A 14,997-nucleotide genomic window follows, 5' to 3' on the forward strand; every position below is an offset into this window, starting at 1 on the left:
TGCCGATAGTGTCCGTTAACACATCCGATGTATCCCCTGGCATGGGAGGGCGTCATGGCTCGTCGAACTCGTGCGTATGCCGGTGTCGCGGTCTTGTGCGCAGCGCTCGGGCTGTCCGGGATGGTGCCGGCTTCAGCCGACGATCCCGTTTCAGCTACGCCTGCACACGAGCGGGAACTGCCACCACACCGCTTGTGGTACGAGGAACCGGCAACCAGCTGGGAAGACGAAGGGTTGCCCATCGGCAACGGCCATCTCGGCGGTGTGGTCTTCGGTACGGTGGACGTCGAGCGGGTCCAGTTCAACGAGAAAACCCTATGGACGGGTGGCCCGGCACCCGGGCGCGATTACACCAACGGCAACTGGACGAGCCCCCGCCCGGACGCGTTGGCAGACGCTCGCCGGCTGATCGAGGAGAACGGCGAGGTCGAGCCGGAAGCGATCGCGGAGCTGCTCGGTCAGAGCAAGACCGGTTACGGCTCGTACTCTACGTTCGGGGAGCTGCGGCTCGACGTCGGTGACGTCGGAGCTGTCGACGATTACGTCCGGGATCTCGACATCGACGACGGCGTGGCCTCCGTCGCCTATACCGCCGATGGCGTCCGCTACACCCGCGAGTTCTTCGCCAGCTACCCCGATGGCGTTCTCGTCGCGCGGCTCAGCGCCGACGAGCCCGGCGCGCTCTCCGTGGACGTATCACAGACGATCCCGGACGGGCGTTCCAACACCGAAGTCACCGTCGACGGCGCGCGGCTGACCGTGGCCGGCAATCTCGACGACAACGGTTTGCGCTTCGAGTCCCAGGTGCATGTCACGGCGGACGGTGGCACGGTCGGTGCGGGCGAGGAGGCGGTGATGGTCGAGAACGCCGACGCCGTCACCATCGTGCTGGGAGCGGGCACGGACTATTCGGACGAGTATCCGGAGTATCGGGGTGACGATCCACACGAGCGGGTCACGGACGTCGTCGATGCGGCCGCGGACTCGTCGTATCAGCAGCTGCGTGACGCACACGTCGCCGATCACCGGGACCTGTTCGACCGGGTCGCCCTGGACATCGGCCAGGAACTGCCGGGCATCCCCACGGATCAGCTGCTGGACGGCTACGCATCCGGCACGCTTGAGGCGCCGCACGCCCGCTATCTGGAAACGCTGTACACGCAGTACGGCCGGTACCTGCTCGTCGCGTCGTCACGCCCCGGTTCGCTGCCGGCCAACTTGCAAGGCGTCTGGGCCGAGGGTACGTCCAACCCGTGGAGCGCCGATTACCACGTGAACATCAACCTGCAGATGAACTACTGGCCGGCCGAGGTGATGAACCTGGCCGAGACCGCCGGACCACTGCACGAGTTCATCGACGCCCTGCGCGCGCCCGGGCGGGTCAGTGCCGGCGAGATGTTCGACGCGTCCGGCTGGGTGGTGCACAACGAGACGAACCCGTACGGCTACACCGGCGTGCACGACTGGCCCACGGCCTTCTGGTTTCCCGAGGCCAACGGCTGGCTGAGCCGGCACCTGTGGGAACACTACCTCTTCACCCAGGATGACGAGTTCCTCGCGGACACCGCGTATCCGATCATGAAAGGGGCATCCGAATTCTGGCTCGATTTCCTGGTGGAGGATCCGCGTGACGGCACGCTGGTGGTCAGCCCCAGCTATTCGCCGGAGCACGGCCCCTACACCGCCGGTGCGGCGATGTCGCAGCAGGTCGTCTGGGATCTCCTGACGACGACGACCGCGGCCGCCGAGGAGCTGGACGTCGACGAGGAGTTCCGGGCGACGCTGCGGGAAACGCTCGACCAGCTCGACCCGGGGCTGCGCATCGGCTCGTGGGGGCAACTGCAGGAGTGGAAGGAAGACATCGACGATCCGGGCGACCGGCACCGCCACGTGTCGCATCTGTACGCGCTGCATCCCGGTAACCAGATCGCGCCGGAGACCACCCCGGAGTACGCCGAGGCGGCGGAGGTGTCGCTGAACGCCCGCGGCGACGGCGGCACCGGGTGGAGCAAGGCATGGAAGATCAACTTCTGGGCGCGGCTGTTGGACGGTGACCGCGCGCACACGATGCTCCGGGAGCAATTGACCGGCTCCACCTTGCCGAACCTGTGGGACACGCACCCGCCGTTCCAGATCGACGGCAACTTCGGGGGAACCGCGGGCGTCGGGGAGATGCTCGTGCAAAGCCACGTGGGCGTGATCGACGTCTTGCCTGCCCTGCCCTCGGCCTGGGCCGGCGGCTCCGTGGACGGGCTGCGGGCGCGCGGCGGGTTCACCGTGGGTGCGAGCTGGCGTGCGGGCATGCCGACGGAGGTGCGGCTCTCGTCCGACGAGTCCGGCGAGGTCAGCTTGCGCAGCGAGATGTTCACCGCGCCGGTGCGCGTGTACCGCGAGAACGGCCGCCCGGTGGAGCATTCCACCGACGGCGACGTGCTGACGTTCGCCACCAGTGCCGGGGCGAACTACCGGATCGTGCCCCAGGTGCGGGTCGACATCGAGCGGCCGGACGACGCGCGGCGCCCGGGCTCGTCCGTCCCCGTGTCCGTCGAGCTGAGCGCGCCGGATCGGCGTGCGGTGCCGGCAACCGGGGCATCCGTGGAGGTACCCGACGGGTGGAGCGCCGAGCCGGAGTCGGTCCGGATGCGAGCCGTCCCGCCGCGCGGCTCGGCCACGGCCGAGTTCACCGTGAACGTGCCGGACGACGCGGCGGACGCGACCCATCCGCTGTCCGTGGAGGTTCGTGCGGACGAGTGGACGATCCGGGTTCCGGTACCGGTGGAGGTCCACCGATGATCTGGCCGATCCCGGGCACACCGGCGGCCCGCGCGCGGGCTGTCAGGGCGATGTCAGGGATTCGTCAGGGAGCTGTCGCTGGGCTGTGAAGCGATCATGAAGCAACCTTGGGTGCGCGGGGAACGAGGCGCACGAGTCTGGTTCCGGTCAGGGTTTGTCCTCAGTCGGATGATCCGATTCCAGCGCCGAGCCCGGTCGGCCGCGCCCATTCGGGGGGCATGGGCGCGACCGGCCGGTGAATACACGCGCTCGACTCACCGGCGAACATCGGCTGGACCGGCGAGGGACCGGGCCGAACGAGCCGGCCTTGACGTCCTCAGGTCCACAGCGACTCGCGCCAGGCCTGCCATTCGGTGTCCAAACCGCGCAGGTGGCAGTAGGTGGCGAGGGAGTCGAGCAATCTCAGTGCAGCGGTGATGTATCCGCGGGTGAGAGCGCGGAGCATGGCGGCGCGCAGGTTGGCGAGCTCGGCATCGAGCATGGAGATCCATCGCGCGCCGTCCGGTCCGAGCAGGTGCGGCTCGGCGGCAGCGGCCAGCGCCGTGAAATGGCGCAGGTGCTCGCGCTCCACGTGGGCGCGGGCCGGGTGGCGGGTGAGCTGGCGGGCGGCATATTCCCGGACGAGGCCCAGCATGTCGTAGCGGGCGAATCCCCGCTCGCGGCGCACGAGGCACAGGGAGGCGTCGACGAGCTTGCTGGTCAGCTCGACGACGACGTCGTGGCGCTCTGTCGTCATGGCAAGTCCGGCGCTCACCGCCCGTGCCGCGGCGATGGTCCACCCGCCCGAGAAGATCGACATCGCTGCGAAGAAGGTCCGCTCGTCGGCCGTGAGCAGGTCGTAGCTCCATTGCAGGCTGGCGTGCCACGTCTGGTGCCGGTGCGGCGCGGTGCGATCCGTGCCGGCGAGTATCGCCGATGACCGCGCCAGCTCCATGACGACCTGCTTCACGGTGAGGATGTTGAGCCGGCTCGCGGCGAGTTCGACGGCCAGGGGTATGCCGTCGACGTGCCGGCAGATCTGGCGGACGTCGCCGTGTTCATCCGCGGTCGGTTGCACGCCGTGGGCGATGGCCCGGGTGTGGAACATCGTGACGGCATCGTCGATGGGCAGCGGCCGTATCGGGGTGACTCGTTCCCCGGAGACGTGCAGCGGTTCCCGGCTCGTGGCGAGCACGTGCAGGTGTGGGCAGCGTTGCAGGAGCTCTTCGCAGATCGTGGCGGCGTCGTGGACCACGCGCTCGCAATCGTCGAGGACCAGGAGTGCCCGGCGGTCGCCGAGCTGCTCGGCCACGAGGTCGAGCACGTCGGTGAGGTCCCGGTGCGCGGACGGCCGCGGCAGCCCTGTGGCCGCGGCGACGCCGGCGGCGGGTGCGCGGTCCGGGGGCGAGAGGGAGATCCAGAAGTGCCCACCGGGAAAGCTGTCTCCCACGGCGTCGGCCGCGGCGATGGCAAGCCTGCTCTTGCCGACGCCGCCGGGGCCGCTGAGCGTCAGCAGGCGGACCGGAGTCGCGGTAAGCACCTGTGCCGCAGCGGCGAGTTCGGCACGCCGGCCGATGAGCTGGCCGGCCGGAACCGGAGTGGCCGCGGGGATGGGACGGTCGCCTGCGGTGGTACGGCGTGGGAGACCCCGGGCGGTGTCGATGAAATGTGCGCGCTCGTGGTCGGGGAGCGCGAGCGCCTCGGCGAGCAGCCGGACGGTGAGAGGGCGGGGAGTGCGCCGACGGCCGCGCTCCAATGCGGCGATCGCGTCGCCACTGAGCCCGGCACGCCGGGCGAGCTCCTCCTGAGACAGGCCTGCGGCGAATCGGTGCTGGCGGAGCAGCTCGCCGAAGTCCGTCTGCGGCATCTGGTCATCTAATGGCCGGAATGCCCGTGCTGTCTAGAGGCGGGTTGATCTCCGAGACAGCACGCGAGACGGCATATGCTGTGCAACAGCATGGACGACGGGCGGAGCGAACGGAGCTGGTGGCCGCGTGGACGGGCGGCGGACGCCGTCCTGACCGGTCTCGTGGCGGCGCTGGTGTTTGGATGGAGTATCGCGGTAGCCGTCGGCGGCGACGCGGACAGCCTCTCCCCGGTGGGGATCCTGATTCTGATCGTCGGTGTCGGGGCGGTGTACTTCCGGCGCTCGTACCCGGTGCTCGTGGCCGCCGTCACCCTCGCGGCATCGATCACCTATCTCATCGCGCTCGATCCCGATGGGCCGATCATCGCCTCGTTCGCCATCGCCCTGTACACGGCGATGGCGCAGGGTTTCTTCGCTCCCGCGATGATTCTCGGCGCCGTCGCCGTGATCGGCTCCTTCTACGGGGAATACAGCACGGATGCCGAACACCTCGGTGATCTGGGCGTGCTGTTCTTCGCCGGGTGGCTCATCGCGATCATGGCGGTGGGCGGCGCCGTGTACAACCGGCGCAGCTACCTGCGCGAGGCTGCCCGGCGGCTCCGGGATGTCGAGCGGGGCCGGGAGGAGGAAGTGCGGCGGCGGACGACGGAGGAGCGGCTGCGGATCGCCCGCGAGTTGCATGACGTCCTCGGCCACCACCTGTCGCTGATCAACGTCCAGGCAGGCGCCGCCGTGCACCGGATCGATCACGACCAGGAGCAGGCCAGCGCGGCGTTGCGGACCATCAAGGAAAACAGCCGGCAGGCGCTACGCGAGATGCGGGCGACGCTCGGTGTTCTCCGGCAGGTCGACGACGAGGCACCGACCGGGCCACCGCCGAGCTTGGCCCATGTCGACGAGCTGATCGCCGGCTGTGAGGCGGCGGGAGTGACGGTGTACTCGGAGATCGACGACTATCCGGAGAACCCGCTTCCTCCGGCCGTGGATCTGGCAGGATACCGGATCGTGCAGGAGGCATTGACCAACGTGACCCGGCACTCGGGACATTCCCGGGCAACGTCTGCCACGGTACGCATCCGCTACGAGGATGAGGTCCGGCTGGAGATCGTCAACGACGATCCCGGCACGGAACCCATCGACGGCCCGCCGGATCCCGCGGGCGATGCTGGCGGGCACGGCAGTGGCGTGTTCGGTATGCGCGAGCGTGCCCGGACGCTGGGTGGCGAGCTCGTCGCCGGGCCCCGCCCCGATGGTGGATTCCGGGTGAGCGCGCGGCTGCCGCTGCGTCGCGATGAGACGGGACGCGGCTCGGTGGAGCGGGAATGATACGCGTGGTGCTGGCCGACGATCAGCGTCTGATCCGTGCCGGATTCGCCTCGATCCTTGCCGGTGAAGACGGGATCTCGGTGGTTGGGGAGGCAGCGGACGGCGTCGAGGCTCTCCGGCTCACCGAGGAGCTGCGGCCGGACGTCATCTTGATGGACATCCGCATGCCTGAAATGGACGGGCTCGAAGCGACGACGCGGATCGCTCGGGATGGGAAACTGGCCAGCGTCAAAGTCGTCATCCTCACGACCTTCGACCTCGACGATTACGTCTACAAGGCGCTGCGGGCCGGAGCGAGCGGGTTCCTGGTCAAGGACACCGAACCGGTGGAGCTGATTCACGCGGTACGGGTGGTGGCCCGCGGCGACGGGCTGATCGCGCCGTCGGTGACCCGGCGCCTGATCGCCCAGATCGCCAGCCAGGCGTCCCGGCCCGCCCCCGACATCCACCTCGGGGAGCTGACCGAACGCGAGCGCGAAGTGCTGGTCCTCGTGGCCACGGGGCTGTCGAACGACGAGATCGCCGAGCGGCTCGTCGTGAGTCCGGCCACCGCCAAGACACACGTGAGCCGCATCATGACCAAACTCGGGGCGCGTGACCGCGCCCAGCTGGTGGTGCAGGCATACGAATCGGGATTGATCGCACCGGGCTGGCTCGACTGATCCGCCCCGTGACTGACCGGCCCGTGATTTGACCGGCCGGTAGGGCAGCGCGGAGACCCGCAACTGCGGTTGTAGAGCGCGATGCCGGCCCACAACCGGGGATGTACACGATGTACGCCAGGTGTCATCGCCAAGCCGACGACACCGGGGCAGGCGGTGAGCGATCCTGAACGACGGTCGCATGTCCAGGCGACTCGTGCCTGGCTGTATCGAAGCGTTCAGGAGGTTGATCGACAGTGACGATGACGATGCCGCCGCCGGTGGCGGTACGGCCGAGCCGGATGCACCGGCTGGCCGCGTGGTCGCAGCGGCACCGGTGGCTGGCCCTCATCGTGTGGGTCCTGGTGCTGGTCGGCGTGACCGCCGCAGCGCAGGCGATCGGCGACGAGTACCACGATGATCACACGCTGCCCGGAACGGAGTCTCAGGAGCTGAACGATCTGCTCGCCGAGCACGTGCCCGCACGCTCCGGTGACACGGTCCGGATCGTGCTCCACGACGCCGGGGGTGTCGCGGACTCCGCGACGCGGCAGCGCGTGGAGGACATGCTCGGCGATGTCGCCGAACTGCCGCATGTCGCGGACGTGACCAGCCCGTACGACGATGCGCAGGCGGTCTCCGACGACGGCACCATCGGCTACGCGACGATCACACTGGACGCCTCCGCCACCGACGTGCCATCGGAGGCCGTGGAGGAGCTCATCGACACCGCGCAGGAAGCCGATGGAGATGGCCTGCAGGTCGAGCTGGGCGGTGAATCGATCCGTGCCGTGGAGGAGGCCGAGGGGTTCCCGGCCGAGGCCGCGGGCCTGCTGGCTGCCCTGGTCATTCTCGTGTTCATGTTCGGCTCGTTCCTGAGCGCGAGCCTTCCCATCATCACCGCGATTTTCGCTGTGGGCAGCACGCTCGGCGTCATCGTCGTGATGTCCAACGTCGCGACCATCGCCAGCTACACGCCCCCGTTGATGATGATGGTCGGCCTGGGCGTCGGCATCGACTACGCGTTGCTGATCTTCGCCCGGTACCGATCCGAACTGCTCTCGGGCCACGACCGGCAGCAAGCCGCCCGAACCGCGCTGGACACGGCCGGCCGCTCGGTCATCTTCGCCGGCTTCACCGTCGTCGTCGCCCTGCTCGGCCTGTTCGTTCTGGGGCTCGGGGCGTTGCAGGGTGTCGCCCTGGCCGTGGCATTGACGGTGCTGGTCACGATGGTCGCGTCGTTGACCTTGCTACCGTCGCTGCTCACCGTGTTCGGCGGGCGGATCGAGCGCCGGATCACCCGGCACGCCGGGCGAACGGGCAGGGAGCACGGCCAGCGGTGGCGCCGGCTCGCCGACGGTGTGGCGCGCCGGCCGTGGGCGCCGCTGACGATCTCCGTACTGCTCATCGCGGTTCTGGCGATTCCCGCGTTCGGGATGCGGCTCGGCTTCGCCGACGCTGGCAACGATCCGGAAGACACCACCAGCCGACAGGCGTATGACCTGCTGGCCGAAGGCTTCGGGCCGGGCGTCAACGGGCCGCTGATCGTGGTGGCCGACGGGACCGGAGAACCGGCCGGGGAACGGCTGCACCAGGCGCTGATGTCGGCTCCCGGAGTCGCGGACGCCACACCGCCACAGCCCCTGGGGGCCGACGAGCTGGCGATGTCCATGGTGTTCCCGGGTAGTGCACCGCAGGACGAGGACACCAGCGAGCTGGTCGACACCCTGCGCGACGACACGCTGCCCGGCCTGGCCGACCAGACGGGCGGGCGGTATCTCGTCGGCGGCAGCACGGCGGCAGCCGACGACTTCTCCGGGGCGGTCAGTGACCGGTTGCCGCTGTTTCTCCTCGTCGTGGTGGGACTCTCGTCGATCCTCCTCATGGCGGTGTTCCGCTCCGTGCTCATCCCGGTCAAGGCGGCGATCCTCAACCTGCTGAGCATCGGTGCCTCGCTCGGCGTCGTGACACTCGTCTTCGGCGAGGGCATGTTCGGCGTGCCCGCGGGTCCGGTCGAGGCCTTCATCCCCGTGATGATCTTCGCGATCGTCTTCGGGTTGTCGATGGATTACGAGGTCTTTCTCGTCTCCCGGATGCACGAGGAATGGCACCGCAGCGGCGACGCCATCCGCGCGATGCGGGAAGGGCTGGCCGCCACCGGCGGCGTCATCACGGCCGCTGCCGCCATCATGATCGTGGTGTTCGGCGCGTTCATGTTGAGCCCCGACCGGATGCTGCAGCAGTTCGGTCTCGGCCTGGCCGTCGCCGTGTTCCTGGACGCCGTCGTCGTGCGCTGTCTCGTCGTCCCCGCGACGATGCGGCTGTTCGGCGCCAAGGCGTGGTGGCTGCCGCGCTGGATGGATCGCGTCTTGCCGGTCGTGCCGCTGGAGCGTGCCGACTCCCGGGAATCGCCGGAGCCGGCAGCCGCGTCCGGAACGGAGTAAACGCGATGAGCTGGGAGCAGCAGGAAACGGGTTCCGGGGACGGCTGGCGGTCCCCGGGAGGACGAGCGAACGTCCGGTTGGCGATCTTGATCGTTGCGGGAATCGTTGTCGCCAACATCGTCGCCACACCGCTCTTCGACCGGGATACGGGTCTCGGGATGGACGAGCTGTTCGTCGTCGCTGCCGGCGCAGGGGTAGCCGTGCTCGTGGAATTCGGGCTGATCCGGCGGCGCCGGCGCGGACCCCGCTAGGCACCCGATGACGCACCGCGCCGGAGGACACGTCCGGCGCGGTGCTGACGTTCGTGGGGAGGTGAGGTCCGTGGAAACACTGGCCGTCGTCATTCTGGCGTTCTACGCGATCGGCTACTTCGTCCTGGGTGGAGCGGACATCGGAACCGGCATGATCCTGCCGGTGCTCGCGCGCGCTCGCGGGGAGCGGCGGCTGGTCGTGGCCGCCATCGTGCCGTTCTTCCTCACCAGCGAAGTGTGGCTGATCGCCACCGCCGGCGTCATCATCGGCCTGTTCCCCGCGCTGGAGGGCGAGCTCTTCAGTGGCTGGTTTCCATTGATCGTCGCTTTGGTGAGCGGATGGGTCGCCCGCGATGCCGGAGTGTGGCTCCGGGGGCGCGTCGACGGCGACGGCCGCGGTGCTCGCGGGTGGCTGTCCGGGTGTGACGTGGCTGTCACGGCCGGAAGCTGGCTCGTCGCCGGCAGCTGGGCATGGATCTTCGCGAGCGCGATCGCGGGCGTCACGGACCGCGTGGTAACGGATCCGGTGGTGCTGGTCGCGATCGCCGCCGTGTTGACACTGTTCGCCCTGCACGGGCTCGCCTTCGCCGCCTTGCGTCTCGACGGCGAGCTGCGGCGGCGCGCGATCGGGTGGTTCGGCATGGCCGGGGAGGCGCGGACGTTCGCGCTCACATCAGGCGTGATGGCGGGCCTGGTAGTCGCCACCGGCACGCAGATGCCGGTGCGCGGGGCCGTCGCGGCGGTATCGACACTGGAATGGCTCGTGCCGGCGATCCTCGCGCTCACCCTCCCGATCGTGACGGGACAGATATGGGCGTGGCGGCTGTTCGGGCACCGGATCAGGGCCGGGGCCAGGGCAGCTCAGCCGCCACGGTGAAGCCGTGCTCAGGCGTAGGGCCGTATGTGAGCGTGCCGCCGGAGAGCGTGACCCGTTCGTTCAGGCCGATGAGGCCCGCACCGCTGCCCGGAATCGGCCGCGATGGCTCGTCCGGCGATGCCGCCCCGCGATCGTCGTCGCGTACCGGGGGCGGAGCCGCGGGCGGACCGTTGTGCACCCGCACCACCAGCCGGTTCCCGGGCGCGCCCCACAGGCTCACCGTCGCCCGGGCCCCAGGCGCGTACTTCCGGGCGTTGGTGAGCCCTTCCTGGACGAGGCGATACACGCAGCGGGCGATCGGAGCCGGGATGTCCGCGTGACTCTCGCGCTGGTCATCGAGCGTGACCTCCATGCCGACCTCCCGGGACTCGTCGATCAGGGAGGAAAGCTCGTTGACGGTGTGTGTCGACGATTCCGGTTCCGCCGCGGTGGGCGCGTACGGCGCATCGGGAGGTGGCTCCGCGGGTGTGGTGGGGGATCGGAGCACTCCGATGACCTCACGGAGATCCTGTAGCGCCAGGTGCGCGTTCTCCCGGATCACGTCGGACGCCTGTGCGATCTCGGCGGTCGGCCGCTCAGGACGGTGCGTCAGGGCATTGGCGTGCACGCTCAGCAGGGAGAGCCGGTGCGCCAGCACGTCGTGCATCTCGCGGGCGATCCGCTCGCGTTCCCGGTGCTTGGCCTGCTCGACTCTCAGGTGTGCTTCGGACTCGGCCTGGCGAGCACGTTCCCTGAACGTGAGGACGAGCTGGCGGCGGGCGCGGACGAACATTCCCCAGAGCATCACGGCGACGATGACGAGGGTGTTCAGGGCCACGCCGACCATCCACGGCAGCTCGGGCTCCGGATTGATCCGGAAGTAGAGGACCCCGACCAGGATGTTTCCCGCGGCGACGGCAGCCGTCGTCGGGAAGGGGCGGTGCACGGCCACGGTCAGCATGAGGACGAGGACCGCACCGCCGCTGGCGGTGGAGACGATGGACACGAGGACGACGGCGACGGCGATCTGCGTGGGCCAGCGGCGCCTGGCCCACAGCGCCAGGCAGCTCAACGCTCCGATCACGAGATCGACGATCCGTATGGATGTGAGCCCGTCTTGATCGACGGCGTCGGCGAAGGCGATCCCGCCGATACCCACGGCGATGACGAAGGCGAAGACGTCGACGATCCAGTCGCGCGCCGAGCGGGGTATCCGATGGTTCCCGTCTCGCCGCCCGGCCGTGGTCGCGTCAGCCCGCAACGATGCCGGCAGGAGTGCCGGCAGCTCCGGGCCCGATCGGCCGCGTCTCGTGGGTGTGGTCACGGGTCGAGGCTATCGATACGCCGCCTTCGACACCCGTCCGTGGCGTGCTCCGTGGCACATCGTCCCCGTCGGCGGCGAACGTCTCGGCAGGTGACGACGTTTCTTCGAGGGACCCCATTGCCTGGTTGCGGCGGCGGGTGCATGATCGATCCACACGCCACCGTGATGGAGCGAGGTGGATCGATGAGCACGCAGGAGCAGCGCACGGGAAAACACGAAGTCTTCTCGAGCCGGTTGACGTTCATCGCCGTCGCCGTCGGTATGGCGGTCGGTACCGGAAACATCTGGCGGTTCCCGCGCGAGGTCGGGGCGTGGGGTGGGGGCGCCTTCCTGGTGGCCCTGCTCATCGCGTTCCTGGTCTGGGCGATACCGATCCTGATGGCCGAACAGTACCTGGGATCGCGCTCCCGGCTGGGAACCGTCGGGGCGTTCCGGGACTTCATGGGCCGCAAGTTCGCCTGGATGGGCGGCTTCATGGGGTTCGTGACCATCGGCATCATGTTCTACTATTCCGTCGTCTGCGGCTGGGCGATCCGCTACTTCGTGTACGCCGTCACCGGCACGTTCGAGAGTGGCGCCGACACCGAAGGGCTGTGGAACGGGTTCACCGGCACGCCCTGGCAGACGATCCTCTTCCACGCCATAGCGATCGTTCTCGTGGGAATCATCATCTTCCGCGGTCTCAAGCGCGGCTTCGAGGCGATCCTGAAGTTCGCGATACCGATCTTGTTCGTGCTCCTCGTCGCGCTCGCCATCCGGGCGATGACGCTCCCCGGTGCCTCCGACGGGTTGCGGTTCCTGTTCGTTCCCGAGTGGGACTTGCTCGGCGATCCGGAACTGTGGCTGCGGGCGTTCAGCCAGATGGCGTTCTCCACCGGGGCCGGGTGGGGCTTGTACCTGACGTACTCGGTGTACATGCGCAAGCGTGAGGACTTCGCGCTCAACTCGACAACCCTGGTGGCTGGTGACTTCCTGGCCGCCACGCTGGCCGGGACCGTCGTCATGGGTACCATATTCGCCCTGCGCACGCAGGAGTTCGCGCTGGAAGCGGTGGAGTCCGGCAACGAAGGGCTCGCGTTCATCTACTTCGCCGAGCTGTTCGGTGAGATGCCCGGTGGTACCTGGGTGTTCGCCCCCATCTTCTTCCTCGCCCTGGCGATGGCGGCGCTGTCCAGCCTGATCGCGATGATGGAGCTGGCCACGCGCAACGTCGAGGACATGGGTTTGCCACGCCGGCGTGCGGTGCCGTGGATCGTGCTGGTGGCGTTCATCGCCGGCATCCCCTCGGCGATCAGCCTGGAGTTCCTCGGCAACCAGGACTTCGTGTGGGGCGTCGGCCTGCTCATCGGTGGCCTGTTCGCGGCCGTGGCGATGATGAAGTTCGGCGTGTCCCGGGCACGCGAGGAACTCGACGCCGACAGCGACTTCCGGGTCACGTGGTGGTGGAGCGGGCTCATCCGGATCTTCCCGCTACTGTTCGTCATCCTGATGGGCTGGTGGATCCAGCAGAGCATCACGGTGTTCGCGCCGGACGACTGGTGGAACCCGCTCGCAGAGCTGAGTGTGGCCACGATGATCGGGCAATGGCTCCTGCTGGCCATCGTCATGCTGCTGCTCAACAACTGGCTCGGCAGGAAGGTTGCCCACGGTCCCATGACCACGCCCACGGGCTCGGGCTCGGTGCAGCCCGAGAAATGAGAGGAGCTGCGACATGGATGTCGTGATCTGGACAATCGTCTTCCTGGGTGGTTCCGCGCTGGCTGTCGTCCTGTTGTTGCTCTGGGCCGTCAAGAAGGACCGCGAGAAGCTGGTGCGGGCCGAGAACGGTGACACGGGTGACCCGGGCGACTAGCGCCACCCGGGGTCTAGGCTGGGGAGAATGAACGCGCCTGTGACGCCTGACGCCCAGACCACGCCCGAAGCCGAGGTCGTCGACCTGTGCCGGGATCTGATCCGGATCGATACGTCGAACTACGGCGACAGCAGCGGTCCCGGGGAGCGCAAGGCCGCCGAGTACGTGGCCGAGAAGCTGGCCGATGTGGGCCTGCAGACCACGATCTTCGATTCCGAGCCGGGGCGGACCAGCGTGGTCACCCGCATCGAGGGCGCGAATCCCGAGCGGACGGACGCGCTGCTGATCCACGGGCATCTCGATGTGGTGCCGGCGGATGCCGCGGACTGGACCCACGACCCCTTTTCCGGGGAGATCATCGATGAGTGCGTGTGGGGCCGCGGTGCCGTGGACATGAAGGACATGGACGCCATGGTCCTGTCCGTGATCCGCGACCGGCTGCGTACCGGGCGGCTCCCCGAGCGGCCGCTGGTGTTGGCGTTCCTCGCCGACGAGGAAGCCGGGGGAGTGCTGGGGGCGCACTGGGGCGTCAGGCACCACACCCATCTCTTCGACGGCGTCACCGAGGCGATCGGCGAGGTGGGAGGGTTCAGCCTCACGGTCCGCGACGACCTGCGCCTGTATCTCATCGAGACGGCGCAGAAGGGTATCGCCTGGATGCGGCTGACTGTCGAAGGAAACGCGGGACACGGATCGATGGTCACGCACGACAACGCGGTGACCGAACTCGCCGAAGCGGTGGCCCGGCTTGGCCGGCACGAGTGGCCGGTGCGGATCACCCCGACCGTGCGGGCATTCCTCGATGCCGCGAGTGAGGCGTTCGGGGTGGAGCTGGATCCCCATGATCCGGAGCAGTTGCTGCGGGTGTTCGGCAACATCGGGCGGATCGTCGGTGCGACGACGCGCAACACGACCAACCCGACGATGCTCAAGTCCGGGTACAAGCACAACGTCATTCCGGGGCGGGCCGAGGCATACGTCGACGGCCGTTTCCTGCCGGGACACGAAGCCGAGTTCGAGGCGACGTTGGACGAGGTGCTGGGCCCCCGGGTGAAGCGCGATTACGTGGTCCACGACATCGCGGTGGAGACGGAGTTCGACGGCTCATTGGTCGACGCGATGACGACGGCGCTGGTAGCAGAGGACCCGGCGGCGCGAACGGTGCCGTACACGCTGTCGGGCGGTACCGATGCGAAGGCCTTCAGCACCTTGGGCGTGCGGTGCTTCGGGTTCTCGCCGCTGAAGCTGCCACCCGAGCTCGACTTCGCGGGCATGTTCCACGGCGTGGATGAACGGGTACCGACCGAGAGCCTGGAGTTCGGTGCACGCGTGCTGGATCGATTCCTCGACATCGCCTAGCTTCGTGACACGGCGCACGACGCGTGCGCGCGTAGTTTCATGACAGCCTTGCTCACCTCCGGTACTGTGTGTTCGGCACATCTTTGTGTGTACAACTTTGATCATTTGGAGTATGGATGAGAGCCAAGGTAATGAAGCGCCGTGCCTTGACCAGCCTTGCTGGTTTGGGATCGGTCGCACTGCTCGGAGCCACGGTTGCCGCCCCGGCATCCGCCCAGAACCCGCTGCCTGAGGTGATGCAAGACGTCACGCTTGAGGTGACGGCTGATGCGTCGGTCGAGGGTGAGCCTGGTGATGTGGTTGAG

At 68.4% G+C, this 14,997-nt stretch carries 12 protein-coding genes; 10 read left to right on the plus strand and 2 right to left on the minus strand.

Going from position 1 to position 14,997, the window contains the following annotated elements:
* Nucleotides 1-54: 54 nt before the first annotated feature.
* Nucleotides 55-2,793, plus strand: a complete 2,739-nt coding sequence (locus tag DPM12_RS14955; RefSeq protein ID WP_158542901.1) for a glycosyl hydrolase family 95 catalytic domain-containing protein — start codon at nucleotides 55-57, stop codon at nucleotides 2,791-2,793.
* A gap of 316 nt (nucleotides 2,794-3,109) precedes the next feature.
* Here the strand turns inward: DPM12_RS14955 and DPM12_RS14960 are convergent, their stop codons facing one another.
* The gene (locus tag DPM12_RS14960; protein ID WP_112259138.1) at nucleotides 3,110-4,639 is read right to left on the minus strand and encodes an ATP-binding protein; all 1,530 of its coding nucleotides are present in this window, start codon (nucleotides 4,637-4,639) and stop codon (nucleotides 3,110-3,112) included.
* A gap of 90 nt (nucleotides 4,640-4,729) precedes the next feature.
* Here DPM12_RS14960 and DPM12_RS14965 point away from each other — a divergent pair, with 90 nt between their 5' ends.
* The 5 genes from DPM12_RS14965 to DPM12_RS14985 all read left to right on the plus strand — a co-directional run bounded on the left by DPM12_RS14965 (nucleotide 4,730) and on the right by DPM12_RS14985 (nucleotide 10,178).
* The gene (locus DPM12_RS14965) at nucleotides 4,730-5,965 is read left to right on the plus strand and encodes a sensor histidine kinase (RefSeq protein ID WP_112259154.1); all 1,236 of its coding nucleotides are present in this window, start codon (nucleotides 4,730-4,732) and stop codon (nucleotides 5,963-5,965) included.
* On the plus strand, nucleotides 5,962-6,627 hold the full coding sequence (locus DPM12_RS14970) for a response regulator (protein WP_112259139.1): 666 nt from the start codon (nucleotides 5,962-5,964) through the stop codon (nucleotides 6,625-6,627). The genes DPM12_RS14965 and DPM12_RS14970 overlap by 4 nt, the downstream gene beginning before the upstream one ends.
* A gap of 242 nt (nucleotides 6,628-6,869) precedes the next feature.
* Nucleotides 6,870-9,050: an MMPL family transporter gene (locus tag DPM12_RS14975; protein ID WP_112259155.1), complete on the plus strand. Its 2,181-nt coding sequence runs from the start codon at nucleotides 6,870-6,872 to the stop codon at nucleotides 9,048-9,050.
* 5 nt (nucleotides 9,051-9,055) lie between these two features.
* Entirely contained in the window at nucleotides 9,056-9,301 is a 246-nt protein-coding gene (locus DPM12_RS14980) for a hypothetical protein (RefSeq protein ID WP_112259140.1), read from the plus strand.
* A 70-nt stretch (nucleotides 9,302-9,371) separates the two neighbouring features.
* Nucleotides 9,372-10,178 (plus strand): cytochrome d ubiquinol oxidase subunit II, encoded by an 807-nt coding sequence (locus DPM12_RS14985; RefSeq protein WP_112259141.1) that lies wholly within the window; start codon nucleotides 9,372-9,374, stop codon nucleotides 10,176-10,178.
* Here DPM12_RS14985 and DPM12_RS14990 read toward each other — a convergent pair.
* Nucleotides 10,141-11,481, minus strand: coding sequence for a sensor histidine kinase (locus tag DPM12_RS14990; protein WP_123788492.1), 1,341 nt, complete (start codon nucleotides 11,479-11,481; stop codon nucleotides 10,141-10,143). The two genes, DPM12_RS14985 and DPM12_RS14990, sit on opposite strands and share 38 nt — an antisense overlap.
* A gap of 183 nt (nucleotides 11,482-11,664) precedes the next feature.
* Here DPM12_RS14990 and DPM12_RS15000 point away from each other — a divergent pair, with 183 nt between their 5' ends.
* The 4 genes from DPM12_RS15000 to DPM12_RS22825 form a co-directional block, all read left to right on the plus strand.
* Nucleotides 11,665-13,179 (plus strand): sodium-dependent transporter, encoded by a 1,515-nt coding sequence (locus DPM12_RS15000; RefSeq protein WP_112259156.1) that lies wholly within the window; start codon nucleotides 11,665-11,667, stop codon nucleotides 13,177-13,179.
* Between the two features lie 13 nt (nucleotides 13,180-13,192).
* A complete protein-coding gene (locus DPM12_RS23235) occupies nucleotides 13,193-13,333 on the plus strand; it encodes a hypothetical protein (RefSeq protein ID WP_158542902.1) in 141 nt (46 codons plus the stop codon).
* A gap of 27 nt (nucleotides 13,334-13,360) precedes the next feature.
* Nucleotides 13,361-14,692, plus strand: a complete 1,332-nt coding sequence (locus DPM12_RS15005; RefSeq protein WP_112259144.1) for a M20/M25/M40 family metallo-hydrolase — start codon at nucleotides 13,361-13,363, stop codon at nucleotides 14,690-14,692.
* Nucleotides 14,693-14,808: 116 nt separating this feature from the next.
* Nucleotides 14,809-14,997: hypothetical protein (locus tag DPM12_RS22825; protein WP_146751915.1), on the plus strand; the 189-nt coding region annotated here is incomplete at its 3' end.

This window comes from Phytoactinopolyspora halophila, from assembly GCF_003287285.1.
In the GTDB taxonomy this organism is placed as follows: Bacteria; Actinomycetota; Actinomycetes; order Jiangellales; family Jiangellaceae; genus Phytoactinopolyspora_A; species Phytoactinopolyspora_A halophila.